We start from the raw sequence: 17,860 nt of genomic DNA, 5'->3' as shown, positions 1-17,860 counted from the left end.
TCCTTTCGCCTCATGGAGTGAACCAATGATCACGTGCTATCTGCGTTATGTGATTGACCCTTACAAGCTGGCCGAATTCGAAGCGTACGGGCGAATCTGGATACCGCTGGTTGAGAAGTTCGGCGGTCAGCACCATGGCTACTTCCTGCCCTCGGAAGGTGCCAACAACATCGCCCTGGCCATGTTTACCTTCCCCAGCCTTGCGGCCTATGAAGACTACCGCGAGCGCTCAAAAACCGATGCCGAGTGCATTGCCGCCTTCAAACTGGCTGAAGACAATCGTTGCATTCTGAGCTACGAGCGAAGCTTCTTCAGGCCGGTTTTCGAGTAACCCGAGCGGGGCTCACAGGGGCCGTTGCTGTTGGCACACGTATTTTCGGTTTTGTTCAACCCGTAAACTGAGTGCTAACGACAGATCACTGACTTACAGAGAAATTTCACATGGCAACAGCATCCGCAGTTATCGATATCCCCGCTTCGGCCGATCAGGTCTGGCAATTGGTTGGTGGCTTTAACTCGCTGCCGGACTGGCTGGCGTTTATTGTAAAAAGCGACCAGAGCGAAGGCGGGCGCTTGCGTACTTTGCATACCGAAGACGGTACGGTGATCGTCGAACGGCTTGAAAGCTTCGACAACGCGAGCAAGACCTACAGCTACTCCATTACTCAGGCGCCGTTCCCGGTGACGGATTACCTGGCAACCTTGCGCGTGGAAGCGCACGGCGATGGCGCCCGTGTGACCTGGTCGGGGCGCTTTACCCCGAATGGGGTAAGCGATGAAGAGGCGCAGGAGCTGTTTTCAGGCATCTATCAGGGCGGGCTGACGGCGCTGCGAAGCAATTTTCCAGGTTGAGCACAGGGCTGCGAGATATGGGTAAAAAATACCCATAAATATCGCGGTGATAGCAATTTGGAATAAGACTGGATCCAAAAAACAATTAAAAAACGTGGCTATTTAATGACTTAGGTCAGTATTGGTTTGAAATAAATTGTGCAGAATCACTTGTTACTGATTGTTACGATAGGGTAAGATCGCCCTGCGTTCACCTACCACGGTTTATGCATTTTTAAGCCCCAAGTTTCCATCAGCTACTTGGGCTTTTTTTTGCCTGAAATTTGATATTGGATCCAATTTGCAGGCATAAAAAAGGCGCCACATGCTGGCGCCTCCAGGCAAACCCCCGCCTTATTTAATCGCCTGCGAACTCCACTCGCCGTTCACCAGACGCTTCAAACCCAACGGGTTGCTGTTTTGCAACGCTTCGGGCAGTTGGGCATCGGGATAGTTCTGGTAGCAGACCGGACGCAGGAAGCGGTCAATGGCCAATGAGCCAACCGACGTGCCGCGTGAGTCCGAAGTCGCTGGGTAAGGGCCGCCGTGAACCATGGCGTCGCACACTTCGACGCCGGTAGGGTAGCCATTGACCAGAATCCGCCCGACCTTTTGCTCAAGGATCGGCACCAGCCATTGATACTTCACCAGGTCATCCGGCTCGCCGATCAAGGTGGCGGTCAACTGGCCGCGCAAGGCCAGCAAGGCGGCCTTTAACTGCGCATCGCTCTCGACTTCGATAAGGATGGTCGTCGGGCCAAACACTTCCTCTTGCAGCAGTGGATCCTTGTCCAGTAGCAGGCTGACATCTGCCTTGAACAACTGAGGTTGTGCTTGCGATCCCGACTGGGTGTGGCCGGCCAGGTGGCTGATGCCCGGATGGCTGAGCAGATGCTCCACGCCCTTGGCGTAGTTGCGCAGCCCGCCTGCGTTGAGCAGGGTGTGCGGCGCCTGTTCGGCCATGTGCCGGGTCAGTTGCTCGACAAAGGCAGAGAACTGGGCGCTACGCAGGCCGATCACCAGGCCGGGGTTGGTGCAGAACTGTCCGCCGCCCTGAGTGACCGATGCCGACAGGTCTTTGGCGACAGCCTCGCTGCGTGAGGCCAGGGCCTGAGGCAGCAGGATCACCGGGTTGATGCTCGACATCTCGGCGAATACCGGGATGGGTTGCTCGCGTTCGGCGGCCATTTTGCTCAGTGCGTTGCCGCCGTGCAGCGACCCGGTAAAGCCCACGGCCTGGATGGCCGGGTGCTTGACCAGCAGTTCACCGACGCCAGAGCCGAAGATCATGTTGAACACGCCCTTGGGCATGCCGGTCTTTTCAGCCGCACGAATAATTGCGCAGCCCACCTGGTCGGCGGTTGCCATGTGCCCGCTGTGTGCCTTGAAAACCACCGGGCAGCCCGCTGCAAAGGCGGCTGCGGTGTCGCCACCAGCAGTAGAAAAGGCCAGCGGAAAGTTGCTGGCACCGAAGACGGCCACAGGTCCGACGCCGATGCGGTACTGACGCAGGTCCACCCGAGGCAGAGGCTTGCGATCCGGCAGGGCCAGATCGATCCGCGCCCCCAAAAAGTCGCCGCGACGCAGTACTTTTGCAAACAGGCGCATTTGCCCGCTGGTACGGCCACGCTCACCTTGAATGCGCGCTGCTGGAAGCGCGGTTTCTCGGCACACCAGGGTCACAAAATCGTCACCCAACTGATCGATTTCGTCGGCAATGGCGTCCAGAAATTCGGCGCGGCGTTCAGGGGAAAGTTGGCGGAACGGTAAAAAGGCCTCTTCGGCGGCGTAGGCGGCGCGGTCCACTTCTTCAGGCGTAGCCTGATAAAAGTGCAGAGGCAGCGCCTCTCCGGTGCTGGCATCAAGGCTTTGCACTGTGACGGTACCGGCAGCGCTGCGGCTGCCACCGATAAAGTTGTGGCCAGTTACGGTCGACATCGTTCGATCCTCGCTAGAGTGTTAAGGGCGCAGTGGGGAGCTCAGCGCACAAGACAGGGTTTTTTGTTGTCGTATTTCCAGCCCGGAACAATGTACTGCATGGCGACGCTATCGTCCCGTGCGCCCAGGCCCATGCCTTTGTACAGTTCGTGGGCCTTGGCCACGGCGTCCATGTCGATGTCCACGCCCAGTCCGGCTCTGGTCGGAACCTTGATGTGACCGTCGACAATTTTCAGCGGCTCGCGGGTCAGGCGCTGGCCGTCCTGCCAGATCCAGTGGGTATCGATGGCGGTAATTTCGCCCGGTGCGGCGGCCGCGACCTGGGTGAACATGGCCAGGGAAATATCAAAGTGGTTGTTGGAGTGCGAGCCCCAGGTCAGGCCCCACTCGTGGCACATTTGCGCGACGCGTACCGAACCTTGCATGGTCCAGAAGTGCGGGTCGGCCAGTGGTATGTCCACGGCTTGGGATTGAATGGCGTGACCCATTTCGCGCCAGTCCGTGGCAATCATGTTGGTGGCAGTGCGCAGGCCGGTGGCGCGGCGAAATTCAGCCATTACTTCGCGTCCCGAATAACCGTTTTCAGCACCGCAGGGGTCTTCGGCATAGGCCAGTACGCGATGTTGATCGCGGCACAGGGCGACAGCTTCCTTGAGTGACCAGGCACCGTTAGGGTCCAGTGTGATACGGGCGTTGGGGAAGCGCTCGGCCAGAGCGGTGACGGCTTCGATTTCTTCGGCACCGCTAAAAACGCCGCCTTTAAGCTTGAAGTCGTTGAAGCCGTATTTGGCTTGTGCGGCTTCTGCCAGGCGGACGATGGCTTGCGGGGTCAGTGCCTTTTCATGGCGCAGACGGAACCAGTCATCGGCCTCGGCTTCATCGCGGTAGGCCAGATCGGTCTGTTGGCGGTCACCAATGTAGAACAGGTAGCCGAGCATCTTCACCGCATCCCGTTGCTGGCCTTCGCCAAGCAAGGCCGCCACTGGTACCTCCAGAAACTGACCGAGCAAGTCGAGCAGGGCGGCTTCCATTGCCGTGACGGCGTGGATGGTGATGCGCAGATCAAAGGTCTGCAGGCCACGGCCAGCCGAGTCACGGGCGGCGAAGGTGGTGCGCATGGCGTTGAGAATGCTCTGGTAATTGCCGATGGGCTGGCCCACGACCAGGTTGCGTGCGTCTTCCAGGGTCTCGCGGATGCGTTCACCGCCAGGCACTTCGCCGACGCCGATATTGCCGCTGCTGTCTTTGAGGATAACGATATTGCGGGTAAAGAAAGGGCCGTGGGCGCCGCTGAGGTTGAGCAGCATGCTGTCATGACCCGCTACCGGAATAACCTGCAGGCTGGTGACGACCGGGGCTTTGGTGGCGTGATGTTGATGTTCGGCGTTCATGGTCTGTTCCTTGTCAGGCTGGTTGCAGGGCGGCGGGGATCGCAGCGGCGGGGGTGGGTTTGGTCTTGGCAAAGAACACGATGATTGCCGCGATGATCGATGTGCCGGCCAGGCCATAGAGCCCGCCCTGGATCGAACCCGTGGTTTGTTCCAGAAAGCCGAAGGTGGTGGGCGCGACGAATCCGCCCAGGTTGCCGACGGAGTTGATCAGTGCGATCACGGCTGCCGCGATGCGTGCATCCAGATAGCCTTGGGGAATGGGCCAGAACAGCGCCGATGCCGATTTGAAACCGATCGCGGCGAAGCAGATGGCAATGAAGGCAAAGATCGGGCCGCCGGTGGTCGACAGGAACATGCCCAGCGCGGCAATCAACAGGGCTGTGGCAATCCAGGCTTGCTGGTATTTGAAGCGGCTGGCCAGTGAAGCAAATGCATACATGGCAATAATCGAAATCAACCACGGAATCGAGTTGAAAAAGCCCACCTGCATGTCGCTCAGGTCGCCCATTTTCTTGATGATGCTGGGCAGCCAGAAAGTCGCGGCATAAATGGTCAACTGGATGCAGAAATAGATCGCGCAGAACAGCATGATCTGGCGGTCCTTCAGCAGCTTGAGCATGCTCGGTTTAACGGTGTTGACGGCGTCTCGCTCGCGCTGCTCGCGGTCAATTTCATTCACCAGTGCATCTTGTTCCTCACGGCTGAGCCATTTGGCGTCATGGGGTTTTGAGTCCAGCCAGTACCATACAAAGCCGCACAAAAACACCGAGGCCATGCCTTCGATGATGTACATCCACTGCCAGCCATGCAGGCCCATGCCGGTGATTTGTAACAGCAGGCCGGACAACGGGCCCGAGATCAGGGACGCCAGTGCCGAACCGCTGAGGAAGATGGCAATCGCCTTGCCGCGCTCGGCGCCAGGCAGCCAGCGGGTGAAGTAGTAGATCACTCCGGGAAAGAACCCCGCTTCGGCCACACCGAGTAAAAAGCGCAGGATATAAAAGTGGGTTTCGTTCTGGATAAAGGCCATCAGGGTAGCGGTGATGCCCCAGGTGAACATGATCCGGGTCAGCCAGATACGGGCGCCGACTTTTTGCAGCAGCATGTTGGAGGGCACTTCAAACAGCGCGTAGCCGATGAAAAAAAGTCCGGCCCCGAAGCCATAAGCGGCTGCACCAATGCCCAGGTCGTGCTCCATGTGGGTGCGCACAAACCCGATGTTTACGCGGTCAATGTAGTTAACGATAAACATGATGACGAAGAGCGGCAGCACATGCCTCTTAACTTTTTGAATCGCGCGCGCCAGGACGGGGTCGTTGGCGTGCGCAGCAGACGGATTGCTGGAAGTGTTCACAATTCGAAGCCCCACTGATTATTGTTATGCGGGTGATATGTGCCGGAGGATGCGCCTTCGGTTGACGGACATCATACGAGTTGACTTTTGTCATCGCAATGCCCAGACACAAACCGATAAGTTATATAAAACAGATTTAAAATGCCTTTAATGGATTTTATGCCCTTATAAAGCTTTTTTTCGCAGTTTTTAGGTTGTTTAGAGGTTCTGTCGCGGGCAGGTTAAAATTTTTCAAGACCTGCATTTTTTGGTCTGAAGATAGGTTGTCATACATGTTGGGGGCGATTCAGATGCTAGTATTACGCCGCCTTAACTGAAGGGGTTTCCCATGCAAGACCCGCAAAGCCCATCGACCCGCAAGCGTTCTCCTGGCCTGGCCCACGACATCGTGGCTGAGCTCACGCAGCGAATCCTGTTGGGCCAACTGGCTCCCGGAGAGAAGCTGCCTTCCGAATCGACCATCGTGCGTGAGCATGGAGTGAGCCGTACCGTAGTGCGCGAGGCCATCTCCAAATTGCAGGCCTCGGGGCTGGTCGAAACCCGGCACGGGATTGGCACCTTCGTGCTTGAGCGCGATCAGCAGCAGGGCATTCACCTCAAGCGCGATACCGCTGCCAGCGTACGTGGCATCATCGAATTGCGCATGGGCCTTGAGACACAAGCGGCAGCGTTGGCCGCCAGGCGTCGAACAGAAGGGCAATTGCTGCAAATGCGCCAGGCGCTGGATGACTATCAGAGTTCACTGGCCAACAACGACAGCAGCGTCGAGCCCGATCAGCGGTTTCATAACCTGATAGCCCAGGCCACTGGCAATACCTACTTCACTGACATCATTTCGCAGCTGGGTCGTTCGGTGATCCCCCGCACGCGGATTGACGCTGACGAGCGCGGCGATGCCGACTTGATGAAACTGGGGCAAATGGCAGTGCTGGAACACGAAGCGATCTTGCGTGCCATTCGCCGACAGGACCCCGATGCCGCCCGCGCCGCCATGCTGCTGCACTTGAGCAACAGCCTGGAGCGCATGGCGGGGAGGTGAATCATGCATACATGCTGTAGCCTTCGCGGCGTGCCCTCATGACAGTGCCGGAGTGAGGGCGGAACCCGTAGAAAGTTGTGACATATTGAATGGATATGTACTCGGTATAGGTGCGGGCGCTTCGCAAAACAACGGGCACACGGGGTACATATCCGGCATCCGCAGTTAACTGAAATGATGGTTTCGCTCTTACAGCGAGTCACTTTGCAAAAGCGGCAAAGTAACCAAAGCGCTTTCGCCCCCGCGTACGGCCCTCGCTGCGCTCAGGTTCCCTCATTCCGGTCCCGCTCCGTGGCCCCGCCGTGACGGGCCATCCCTGGCCCAACACGGCTCTCCCGGCATCCATGCCGGTCGACCCACTACGCAGAACCTCCTCTCGGCCTCCCGAAGGGGCGGGCAGATCAAAAGCACTGCCCGCCGAGGCGGCCGACCGACCGGCCTGGTTGGTGGGTTGCATTCACGATCCGTAGCAACTGACGAGCCGTGCGAGGCTGCGTTCGGCTTGGTGCGCCACTGCGACGCAGCAGTCGTGAAATCGGCTTGCACGGTTAATCAGGCACTGCGCGTGTAACTGTTTTGCGACCGCTGCGCGCTCGAACGTAGCCTCGTTCTACTCGTCAACTGCTACGTAGAGGGATAGACGACGAATCCTGTAGACGCAGCCGCCGTAAAGCCCTGCACTGGGGTGTTTTTCTATGCAGGCTGCAATCGCCAACCCAACACATTCAACATGTCACAACCATCTTGTATGTTGGCGCTAAAACTGGACCTGTCTCCTTGCAGCGGACGCCAAGAAGGGCAGGCAGATCAAAAAACCAGTGCAAAAACAAGATCAACTGCCCGCCGAGGCGGCCTGCAGGCCGACCTCTTTAGCGAAGCACATTTCTCTGAATAGGTCGGCTGGCAACAGAGTATCTACAGGATGGGCGCACTGTAGCCGCTGAGGAGCATAGCCAGGTTTAACGCCTGAGTTTACGACGACTCACTTCAACGCCACGTCCTCAGGGTTGATCTTTTTCCATGCCTGCAGTACCGCCTGTGCCTTGGGCTCCTGGCCGCTGTCGAGGTAAAACTGGATCAACGCCAGCCGTGCATCGCGAAATGCCGGTTGGCGTTTAAGCAGTTCTTCCATTTGCGCACAGGCCGGCTCTACCTGACCGCTCTGGTGCAACGCCACTGCCAGCACATAACGGTATTGGGCATTGTCAGGTTCCAGTTTCACCGCTTGCTGCAAAGCTGTCATGGCGTGTTTGGGCTGGCCTGCACGAATCAACGCCAACCCCTGGCTGTGTTGCAACAGCGCTGTTTGTGGGTGCGTTTTGATCGTGTCGTTAAGCAAGGACATAGCCTCGGCACTGCGGCCACTGGCTTCCAGCCACTGGATCAGCGTGACCAGCGCCGGGAAGAACTCCGGGTCGCGGAGTAAAGCGGCCCGCAGTTTTGGTTCAACCTCGGTATTACGACCACTGGCCTGATACAACATAGCCAGGTTGAGGTTGGACTCGGCCCGTTCGGCCAGACCCAGTTGCACTGTTTCGTACTCACCGATGGCTGCGTCCCAGGCACCTTGATGTGCCCCTAGACCATTGCGCGCAGCCCCCAGCAAATTACGGGCGGCGATGATGCGTATCGCGCGCACGCTGTCATTCAATAACGGGCCGAGCAAGGTGATACGTTCAGCCGCAGGCAAAAACGTGCTTACTGCCCGCACCGCGCTTTCACGTACTTGCGGTGCAGGGTTGTTCAAGTCCTTGCTGGCCAGTTTCATGGCGGATTCACTGGGGTAGTTCGCCAGCTCGGCCAATAACGTTGCGCGTTGAATTGCCGGCAGGTTGCTGCGTCGCAATTGCTCGTACAACGCCTGCGCCGCGCCGGGCTGACCGCTGCGAATCAACCACAAGCTTTCGTCGTAACGGGCTGCCTGGGGGCCTTGATGTGAGGTCCAGAGCTTGAACTGTTCAGTCACCTTGTCCCCCGTCTTGCCCTGATGGCAGGTCAGGCAGGCGTCCGGGGTGCCGAGGGTTTTGGCCCGTACCGGGTTGGGGATGCTGAAGCTGTGGTCATGCCTGAAATCGTTGCCCATGTAGAGCTTGCCGGGCATATGACAATCCACGCACTGCGAGCCCGGCTGGCCTTCGGTATGACGGTGGTGTTCGATCGAATCGTAGTCCTTGGCTTGCAGCCCCTTGCCGTCAATACCCGTAACCGCCGCTTTGCCTGCGCTGTTATGGCATTGCAGGCACACGCCATTGCCGGGTGCTTTCAATTGAGTACTGTGCGGATTGTGGCAATTGCTGCAACGCACTCCCTTGTCGAACATTTTGCTTTGCGCGAAGGAGCCGTGTTCAAACACTTCATCCTTGATCTTGCCGTCCAGTGCATACAGTTCACGGCTGAGCACGCTGGGCAGGTAGTCATCCATCAGGCGTTTGCCGACGGTAAAGCCGTCACCCAGCGGGGCGCGTCGGGCGTGGCAGCGGGCGCAGGTTTCGATCTCGCTGGTGGCGTCCTTGTTTTTAAGGTCGACGACAAACCCGCTGTGGGGCAGTTTGGTGTTGTCAGTCACTGCCAGCAGGTGACTGGAGGCCGGTCCGTGGCAGGCCTGGCAACCGACTCCGAGGCTGTTCCACTGGCTGTTGAAGCGGTTGGTCGCGGCGTCAAAATTGCGCTTGTAGCCGGTGGTGTGGCACTCCACGCACATAAAATTGGCGTTCTGGCTGGGCTTGCTCCAGTGCAATGGATTCTTGAAGTCCACCCCCTGGCCCGGATAAAGGTGAAACCAGCGGTTTTTCTCGGTATCCCAGGCCACGCCCAGGGCTTGCAACCTGCCGTCGCCGACTTCGATCAAATATTGCTGCAACGGCGCAATGCCGAAGGTGTAGGCGACCTTGAAGTCGCCAGCCTTGCCTTCAGGTCCCGGCGTATTGACCCAGAACTCATCGCCCTTGCGAAAGAACCGGGTGTTTTCGCCTTCGCCCTTGAACGTGGCATTGTTGAAATCGGCCAGCACGGTCTGCTGGTCGGCCCCCTGCATGGCCAGCTGGTGATGGGAGCCTTGCCAGTCATTGGCCTGGGCGCTGTGACAGCCCAGGCACTGTTGTTCGTCGACCATCTGCGCAGGGGGCATGTGCCTGACTACGGGTGCGGTGGCCACCGCCTTGGACTCAAGCACCGGCGTCACGACCGGGGCCGGGCGGTTGAGATAAAACCACAGCCCGCCCAGCACCAACAGCAACATGACAGCGCTGACGGGTAATAGATAACGGTTCATCAGGGTAGGGCGCGAATCAGGTTGGTTTGCAGCTTTTATAGTTTTAGTTTTGGGCATTGCGACTTCCGTATCCAAATAGCTTTAGCGTTCACCGACAAACCAGCGGTAATAGGGGTTGGCGCCATCACCGCGCATCACTTCGCGGATGTCCCTGGCCCATGCCTCACGGTCGCCATCGTAGGCATGCAGGCTTGAGCGGTAAAACTGCATCAGACGTTGCTGATGGTCATTCATGCGCGCGACAAACCCGGGGTCGGCGTTGAGCAAAAGTGCGGGGCGACGCAGATCGAGCAACGCCGGGAGTACCCGGCTGATTTCCTTGGAGCGTACCCAGGGAGCGTACTCGATACGTGGTTGATCGTCCGTGACGGCCGGCGCATCTGCAGCAAAACGTTCAAGCCCCTGACGATCTGTCACCCAGGTTGCCAGCAGGGCCGCCGCCGAAGCGACGCCTACATCCTGCAGGGCGCTGCGTACACCTGGTTGTTCGAAGCGTGCGTTGATGCGCGCTGCGTCCAGTTCAATCGGTTGCAAGGAGCCGACCAGCAGCATTTCGTGAAACTCGCTGGTCCATAACGTCGCGTAGGGGAACACGTCTAGAAAGCTGCGCACCAGAGAGCGCGAGTCGTCTATGTTCTGGGTTGGCAGCGGGAGCCATTGCGCGACTATCCCCAAGGGCTCCAGGCGCTGCGCGGCCAGTTGATAAAAGTCCCGCGAATACAGGTTGACCACCCCAGCGGCGGAAGGCGGTGGCGGCTCCAGGGTGATCAGATCATAACGCTGGTCGCTGCGCAGGAGCTCCTGGCGACCGTCGCGCAAGCGCACTTGCAAGCCGGGGTTGGCAGCGGCATCGAAGTTGCCTTTGAACAGTGAAGAGGCCTTGACTACCGAGGGCAGCAACTCGGCCACCACCCTTTGTTCCAGCCCCGGATAACTCAACAATGCCCCGGCGGTTATCCCTGTGCCGAAACCGATTACCATCGCCGAACGTGGTTCGCCGTTGTGGATCAGCAACGGCAGAAGGGCTTGAATACGCATGTAACGCAGCGACGGCATGGCATCGCCGGTGTTCGATACACCCTGAATATAAAGGCGGTGGAAGGTGCGCTCGCCTTTACCTTGGGTCACCACGGCCACGGTGCCGCCACGGCCTTCTTCATAGAACGCCAGCTCGGCGTTGCGAGCCCCCGGCAGCAAGTCGGCGATGCGCTCAACCGGGGTCAGCCAGGCCACCAGCAGCGCTGCCAGGCTTAGCGCAATGACCCCTTGGCGATGGCCTTTTTTGACCCCGTGTCCCTGACGCACCGCGACAAAACCAACCCCTGCAGCGATGATTGCCAATAGGCCCAGGGTGCGAACCAGACCCAGCAACGGGATCAGCACGAAGCCGCAGAGGGCAACGCCGACTATGCCGCCCAGCGTATTGAATGCAACGACTGCGCCGACATCACGCCCGACCCGATCCGGGCCTACACACAGTCGCAACGCCACCGGGAAAGCTGCGCCTAATAGCAGTGTGGGAATAAATACGATGCACAGCGCCGCCACCGCAAAACGGGTGCTCATGCCCACCAGTGCAGAGGTGCCTAAAGCCAGTACCAGGGTTTCGCCCCGGGTTTGCAGCAGGACCAGCCAGCGCCCGAGCAGGGCGACTTCCAGCAAGGCGACCAGGCCTGCAGCAGCGATCAGCAACGCAAAGATGCCCCAGGGATCGCGCAGGCGATCAACCCGGCGCGCCATCAGGCTGCTGCCGATAAACAAACCGGTGAGATAGGTCGCCAGCACCACCGCAAAGGCGTAGGTACGTGTACTCATGAATTGCACGATCGATTGCGACCAGACCACTTCGTAACCCAGCGCCACACCGCCTGCAATGGCGTACAGCACCATGGCCAAACGGGCCGGCGACGGTGGCGTCGAAGAAGGAGTGGCAAGGGGTGTCGGATAGCGACGCTGTACGATTAATGCGCCAATGGCCGCGACAACGTTCAGCAAGGCTGCGGCATAGGCACTGCCGCGCACGCCAAGGGTGGCAATCAGCACAAAGGCGGTGAGCAGCGTACCGGCAATTGCCCCGGCGGTATTGGCGGCGTACAGGCGGCCACCGGCCTGGCCCAGTTGCCGAGGGTCAGCTGCCAGCGCGCGGACCAGTACCGGCAGCGTGCCGCCCATCAGCAATGCAGGCAGGCCCACCAGCAGCAGAGGCAGCAACCAGGCCAGCAGGCCAACCTTTTGCTCAAGCCAGGCGAACGGGGCTGCACTAAGGCTCAGGCCCAGGGTAGTAGCAACACCCAGAACTGCCACGCCAACCTCAAGCCCTGCATACAGCAGCAAAGGTTTGACCAGCCTGTCGGCAAATCGCCCAAACAGCAGTCCACCTAAAGCCAGGCCTGCGAAAAAGGCACTGATGCCGGTGGTGATGGCATACACCTCGACACCGATCACCAGCGACAGTTGTTTGATCCATAGCACCTGATAAATCAGGGCTGCAGTTCCGGAGATAAAGAGCAGCAAGGCGGGCATTAACAGCGTCTTACGACTGGTCGGGTAGGATGACGGCATTGCGCGGGAGCCTTGTGCGGAAAGAATTCGGATGCCTACATAAAGAGCTTAAGCCCTCTCCCGCAGGGAGAGGGCAGGTTTGCGGAGGGTTACTGCGCTGGGTGTTGCTTCATTTTCTCGGCGATTTTGGCGTCTACTTCAGCCCTTACCTGATCGATACTGAAGCTGGCCGGTTTTTGGCTTGGCGGGAAATCTACAAAAGTTTGTAAAAACTTGGCAGCCTTCATGGTTGCGACTTCACCCAGGTAAACGTTTTTGGTGGTCCAGTCGTAATACTGATCGGACACAATGTCTGCCCGCTCGAACGGATCCATGCGCAAGTTGAAGATCTTGGGCACTCGCAAGCAAACGAAAGGTTCGCTCCAAACCTTGAATCCGCCCGGTTCACGTTGCTCGCAGAACACGACTTTCCAGTTGTCGAAACGCATCGATACCAGCATGCCGTCATCGTTGAAGTAATAGAACTCGCTACGATCTCCCTTGGGTTGTTGACCGGTCAAGTAGGGCAGTTGGTTGTAGCCGTCCAGATGCACCTTGAAGTCGGTGCCGCCTGCCACCGGTGCCCAACCTTTGAGCAGCTTGTCCTTGACCTCAGTATCACCTGCCGCGGCCAGCAAGGTCGGGAACCAGTCCAGCCCTGAGAACATTTCGTTGCTCACTTCGCCGGCCTTGATCTTGCCTGGCCAGCGCACAATGGCAGGGACGCGGTAGGCACCTTCCCAGTTGGAGTCTTTCTCATTACGAAACGGAGTGGTCGCCGCGTCTGGCCAGGAGAACTGGTTCGGTCCGTTGTCGGTGGTGTACACCACGATGGTGTTGTCAGTGAGCTTCAGGTCGTCCAGGGTTTTGAGCAGTTTTCCGACGTCGCCATCGTGCTCAAGCATGCCATCGGCATATTCGTTGCCGGGCATACCACTCTGGCCCTTCATGGAGTCGCGCACGTGGGTAAACAAGTGCATGCGCGTGGTGTTCATCCAAACGAAAAAAGGCTTGTCGGCCTTTGCCTGCTTTTCGATAAACGCCTGTGCAGCCGCGGTGGTTTCGTCGTCGATGGTTTCCATGCGCTTGGCGGTCAAAGCGCCGGTGTCCTCAATCTTGCCATCGGCAAAACTGTGGATCACACCCCGTGGTGAGGCTGTTTTGACGAACTCGGGGTCATCCTTGGGCCAGTACGGACGCTCGGGTTCCTCTTCGGCATTGAGGTGATACAGGTTGCCGAAGAACTCGTCAAAACCATGATTGGTCGGCAAGTATTCGTCGCGGTCACCCAAGTGGTTCTTGCCAAATTGCCCCGTGGCGTAGCCTTGCGACTTGAGCGCCTGGGCGATGGTGATGTCACGTTTTTGCAGGCCCACCGGTGCGCCTGGAACACCGACCTTGGATAGGCCGGTTCGTAGTGGTGTCTGACCGGTGATAAACGATGATCGACCGGCAGTGCAGCTGTTCTCCGCGTAATAGTCGGTGAACATCATGCCTTCTTTGGCAATCCGGTCGATATTGGGCGTTTTGTAACCCACCACACCCATGGAGTAGGCGCTGATATTGGATTGGCCAATGTCATCGCCAAAAATCACCAGGATGTTGGGTTTTTCAGCGGCAACAGCAGTGGCAGACAACGCCATCACTGAAGCCGCCACTAAGGCTAGCTGAGGTAACCACTTGGCTATTCGAGTCATGCAACTTGCTCCTTGTTGACCTGTTTGATGCATTGCTGACGGCTTATTCTTATTGCTGTTGCTCCGTTACGCCGGACTCGAATGGATAGATTTGCCGCCACTGCGACGCCATATCGACGATAGCCCAGTTCTGTTGTTTTGCCTGATCCAGCGCCTTGTCCAGGCGACCTATTTTTGAGTCCTTGTCATAGGCCCATTCGCGTTTGGCGTCGGTGTGGTGAACCAGGCCCATAAAGCGTGGACCTGATTCTGCGGCAGTCCACTGGAGCATTTGCAGGTCGCCGTCCGAGTTACCAAACGCCAGGATCGGCCGACGACCAATCACGCTATCGATGCTTACCGGTTTGCCGGGGCCGTCATCGTTGTGGGCGATTTTGGCGGTGCGCAGGATTGAAGGTTTGCCGTCCTTGTCCTGGTACTCCGTTACGAATGTGGAGCCGATCACGTGCTCAGGCGGGATGCCGTAGACCTCTTCGGCGAACACGCGCATAAAGCCGGTATCACCGCCGGACACGATGTACGGTTTGAAACCCTGGCTGCGCAAGTAAGCGAGCACTTCCAGCATCGGCTGGTAGACCATCTCGGTGTAGGGCTTGCCGGTGGTGGGGTGACGGGCCGTGCTCAGCCAGCGCTGGACGTTGTCGCGAAATTCATCGGTGGTGAGCCCGGCGTGGGTGGCCATGAAGATTTTCAGCAGGCCCTCCATGCCGCCTTCTGCCAGGGCTTTGTGGTCATTCTCGATCACCGCCTTGAATGGTTGCTGGTCTTTCCACTCCGGGTGCTGGGCGGCCATGCGCTTGATTTCGTCGAAGGCGAAAAGCTCTTCGAAGTAACCCGGTTGCTCGCTCCACAACGTGCCGTCGTTGTCGAATACGGCAATCCGCGCTTCGGGTTGTACAAAGCCTTTGTTGTTCGGAGCGGTGACCGTCTGCACAAACTCGATGATGCTTTTTTTCGCCGGGCCGTCGTTCCAGGACGGCAGCGGATCTGCCGCTTGCGCGAACAGGGGGCAGGGCAAACAGCAAGGCCGTCAGCGCTTTTGTAAATACCCTGTTGCCGGTCAAGGGCCTCTTGTAGCAGCCCCGGTGGGAGCGAGCCTGCTCGCTAAGGTCGTTCGCGAGCAGGCTCGCTCTCACGGCTACTGGTTTTGATGTATTCATTCTTGGAAGTCCTTTTCATGACCAGGATTAAGTGGGCGCAAACCATAGGTTTTGCGTGGAGGTCGCGTGCGTAGCCAGTGGTTGACCTGGCTGAAACCGTGCTGCAACCGGCGGCGGCTCATATAGCCGATGCCTGTCAGCAGCAGGATTGAGCCCAGGAACAACAGCGATCCGGGGATGTGCAGCCGGGTCGGTTGCCCCAGCTGTTCAAGGTCGCGGGTGATGGAAAACACCGGGCTGTCGCCGCTGTTGGCTGTGGCCTTGAAGCTGAACCCGGGTACCTGGCTGACCTGCACCTTGCGGTTCACGCTGTCCCACCATTTGACGCTGATCGCCGGCAGGGTGAAGTCGCCTTCGCGCTCGATGCGATAACTCACGCGGTCGATGCGTTGCCCGCCGATAAAGCTGCCACGGCCGTCGTCCAGATTGCGCACTTGCGGGGTTTTCGGGTAAGCACTGAGCCCTTGGAGGGTGCCCAGCGCAGGCGTTGGCAAGGACAGGCCGGGGGTGTTGTCGGCTTGTAGCGTCAGTGTGCGACTGAGGCTGTCACCGACCTTGAACGGGCCGGCATTGGGGCTGATGGTTTGGCTAAAACGCAGTGCACTGGCCACCAGCACCGGCTCGCCGGGGCTGAAGCCGCTCGGCAGGCTGGCGCGGAACTGCATCGCCGGTGTTTGCGCCGACAGCTCATGGCTGGCCTGGGCCGGGGTTGCCCGCACGGTGAAAGGGGGGATGGCAAAGCCCTGCGCCAGATTCGCGGTGATGCGGTAGGTGTAGCGCAGACCGGTCAAGGTCTGGCCGTGCAGGGTTTGTGTGAGGTGCTGGGCTTCGGCATTGGGCGGCAAGATATCGGTGCCGCTGATCGACAGCTCCGGCAGCGTCGCGGCGCTGGTGAACCAGGTGTTGGTCAGCACATCGACTTGCAGCTGCAAGGGTTCGCCGACCACCACCGCGTCACCCGGCACGAGGCGGGTTTGCACCAGCAACTGCGGCTCATCAGCCCAGGCCAGAGCGCTGAACAGCAGCAAGGTCAAGCCCAGGCGCTTCATGGCGCCACCTTCGGTTGCTGTGCGGTCTGGTCCTGCAGGCTGAATTTCTGGCGCAGGAAGTTGGCCGGGGACGTGGTGAGGTTTTGCAGCCATTGTTCGTCGCTGGCCGCTTGCAGGGTTTGCAGCGGCTTGCTTTGGCCCTTGCCCGGTTGCTTGTCGAATTTGATCGCGTCGGGTTTGACCTCGGGGGTGTTTTGCTCGGCGCTGTCGGTGTCTTTCAACAGGGCCAGTGCCAGGGCCAGATTGGCACTGGCTTCGGGGAACTGTGGTTGCAGGGCCAACGCCTGGCGGTAGGCGGCAATCGCTTGCTCGAACTTGAAGCGGCGCACGTAGATATTGCCCAGATAGAAGTACGCCTGGGGGGTGTCCAGTTGCGCAAAGCTGGCCAGTGCCAGGTCGAAATCGGCAGCGTTGTAGGCGGCGATGCCTTTCCAGTAAGGGTCGACGAACAGCTCGGCCGCTGCCGGGTAATGCTGATGTTCAAAGGCCCAGCGCCCTTGCTGGTCACGGGTGAAAAAGGCATCGGTCAGGGCGTTGGCCTCAGCGGGTGCCGGCTGCAGGGCCAGGCCTGCGCCCAGCACCAGCACGGCGTTCCAGTTCAGGCTCCAGCCACGGCGCACCGAGAAAAACGCGATCAACAGCAGTGGCCCGCACAGCCAGTAGCCTGCGTCTTTCCATTGCAGTTCGCGCTGTTCATCGCTGGCGGCCTGAAAGTGCTGCCGGGCGTGGCCCTCTATCCAGTCCAGATCGTCATCATTGATGGTCAGGCTGCCCAGCGGCGCATCGGTGGCGGCGGCCAGTTGCTTGAGTGCGGCGCTGTCGAAGCTGCCCAGCTCGGGGCGGCCATTGCTGTCGGTGCGCGGCTGGCCGCTGGCATCGCGGATGATCCCGCCATTGGCGCTGCCCACGGCCAGTACCAGCACTTGCAGGGCGCTGCCTTGCAGCAGTGGTTTGAGGCTGTCCAGCTGCGCGGTGTCGGCGCCGTCGGTGATTAGCAGCAAAGTGCCGGGGGCTTTCTCGGCTTGCAGCAGACGCTTGGCCTGTTCGATCACTGCCGCCACATTTTTGCCGGGGAGGGCGATCAGGTCAGTGCCCAAGGCCTGGATGAAACTGTCCAGTAACGCCGGGTCGTCGGTGGCGGGCAATACCAGATGCGCGCTGCCTGCATAGGCAATCAAGGCCGTGCGTGCGCCGCTGCGCCGGGCTATCAGGTCGTGGAGTTTGTGTTTGGCGGCTTCCAGGCGCGTCGGTTGCACATCGCTGGCGTCCATCGACGGTGACAAATCCAGGGCGATGATCAGCGGGGCACGGTTTTGCAGGAACGCCGGGCGATCCTGTTCCCAGGTGGGCCCGGCCGCCGCGATGGCGCCAAGGATCAGCAGGGCGGCCGTCAAGTGCACCGGGCGCAGGCGGTGAGGGTCTTGCGGGGTGATCAGCAAGTGGGGCAGCAGATGCGGGGCAATGATCGCCCGCAAGCGGCGCTGCTGGTCATGGCTGCGGCGCCACAGCAATGGCAGCAGGGCGCCGAACAAAGCCAGCAGCAGCCAGTACGGGCGCAGAAAGTGGAAGTCGCTGAGGTTGATCTCCAT

Annotated in this window: 12 protein-coding genes; 3 read left to right on the top strand and 9 right to left on the bottom strand. The window is 59.2% G+C overall.

Features of this window, described 5'->3' with window-relative positions:
- Nucleotides 1-25: 25 nt before the first annotated feature.
- Both RGV06_RS05130 and RGV06_RS05125 read left to right on the top strand, forming a co-directional pair.
- Nucleotides 26-331, top strand: coding sequence for an NIPSNAP family protein (locus RGV06_RS05130; protein WP_019826065.1), 306 nt, complete (start codon nucleotides 26-28; stop codon nucleotides 329-331).
- Nucleotides 332-441: 110 nt separating this feature from the next.
- Complete coding sequence (locus RGV06_RS05125; RefSeq protein ID WP_019826063.1) at nucleotides 442-852, top strand: SRPBCC family protein; 411 nt, start codon at nucleotides 442-444, stop codon at nucleotides 850-852.
- A 333-nt stretch (nucleotides 853-1,185) separates the two neighbouring features.
- Here RGV06_RS05125 and RGV06_RS05120 read toward each other — a convergent pair whose 3' ends face one another.
- The 3 genes from RGV06_RS05120 to RGV06_RS05110 are packed head-to-tail and all read right to left on the bottom strand — an operon-like array spanning nucleotide 1,186 to nucleotide 5,514.
- A complete protein-coding gene (locus tag RGV06_RS05120) occupies nucleotides 1,186-2,769 on the bottom strand; it encodes an aldehyde dehydrogenase (NADP(+)) (RefSeq protein WP_019826061.1) in 1,584 nt (527 codons plus the stop codon).
- Between the two features lie 41 nt (nucleotides 2,770-2,810).
- Nucleotides 2,811-4,160 (bottom strand): glucarate dehydratase, encoded by a 1,350-nt coding sequence (gudD, locus tag RGV06_RS05115; protein ID WP_019826059.1) that lies wholly within the window; start codon nucleotides 4,158-4,160, stop codon nucleotides 2,811-2,813.
- Between the two features lie 13 nt (nucleotides 4,161-4,173).
- A complete protein-coding gene (locus RGV06_RS05110; protein WP_019826058.1) occupies nucleotides 4,174-5,514 on the bottom strand; it encodes an MFS transporter in 1,341 nt (446 codons plus the stop codon).
- Between the two features lie 328 nt (nucleotides 5,515-5,842).
- On the opposite strand from RGV06_RS05110, the gene RGV06_RS05105 reads away from it, so the two are divergent.
- On the top strand, nucleotides 5,843-6,553 hold the full coding sequence (locus RGV06_RS05105) for a FadR/GntR family transcriptional regulator (RefSeq protein WP_048351635.1): 711 nt from the start codon (nucleotides 5,843-5,845) through the stop codon (nucleotides 6,551-6,553).
- A 982-nt stretch (nucleotides 6,554-7,535) separates the two neighbouring features.
- Here the strand turns inward: RGV06_RS05105 and RGV06_RS05100 are convergent.
- From RGV06_RS05100 to RGV06_RS05075, 6 genes are all read right to left on the bottom strand, one after another.
- Nucleotides 7,536-9,881: a tetratricopeptide repeat protein gene (locus RGV06_RS05100; protein ID WP_198822140.1), complete on the bottom strand. Its 2,346-nt coding sequence runs from the start codon at nucleotides 9,879-9,881 to the stop codon at nucleotides 7,536-7,538.
- Nucleotides 9,882-9,905: 24 nt separating this feature from the next.
- A complete protein-coding gene (locus tag RGV06_RS05095; protein ID WP_322149514.1) occupies nucleotides 9,906-12,386 on the bottom strand; it encodes a fused MFS/spermidine synthase in 2,481 nt (826 codons plus the stop codon).
- Between the two features lie 89 nt (nucleotides 12,387-12,475).
- Nucleotides 12,476-14,062 carry an arylsulfatase gene (locus RGV06_RS05090; RefSeq protein WP_037032392.1) on the bottom strand — a complete coding sequence of 529 codons (1,587 nt, stop codon included), beginning with the start codon at nucleotides 14,060-14,062 and terminating at the stop codon, nucleotides 12,476-12,478.
- 49 nt (nucleotides 14,063-14,111) lie between these two features.
- Nucleotides 14,112-15,080: an HAD family hydrolase gene (locus RGV06_RS05085; RefSeq protein ID WP_322149513.1), complete on the bottom strand. Its 969-nt coding sequence runs from the start codon at nucleotides 15,078-15,080 to the stop codon at nucleotides 14,112-14,114.
- 138 nt (nucleotides 15,081-15,218) lie between these two features.
- Nucleotides 15,219-16,271 carry a hypothetical protein gene (locus tag RGV06_RS05080; protein ID WP_322149512.1) on the bottom strand — a complete coding sequence of 351 codons (1,053 nt, stop codon included), beginning with the start codon at nucleotides 16,269-16,271 and terminating at the stop codon, nucleotides 15,219-15,221.
- A complete protein-coding gene (locus tag RGV06_RS05075) occupies nucleotides 16,268-17,860 on the bottom strand; it encodes a VWA domain-containing protein (RefSeq protein ID WP_019826035.1) in 1,593 nt (530 codons plus the stop codon). The genes RGV06_RS05080 and RGV06_RS05075 overlap by 4 nt, the downstream gene beginning before the upstream one ends.

Origin of the sequence: Pseudomonas sp. CCI3.1, from assembly GCF_034313985.1 — a bacterium.
GTDB classification, from domain to species: Bacteria; Pseudomonadota; Gammaproteobacteria; order Pseudomonadales; family Pseudomonadaceae; genus Aquipseudomonas; species Aquipseudomonas psychrophila.
The sequence above is the reverse complement of the archived record's forward strand: the minus strand, read 5'-3'. Positions and strand labels throughout refer to the sequence as shown.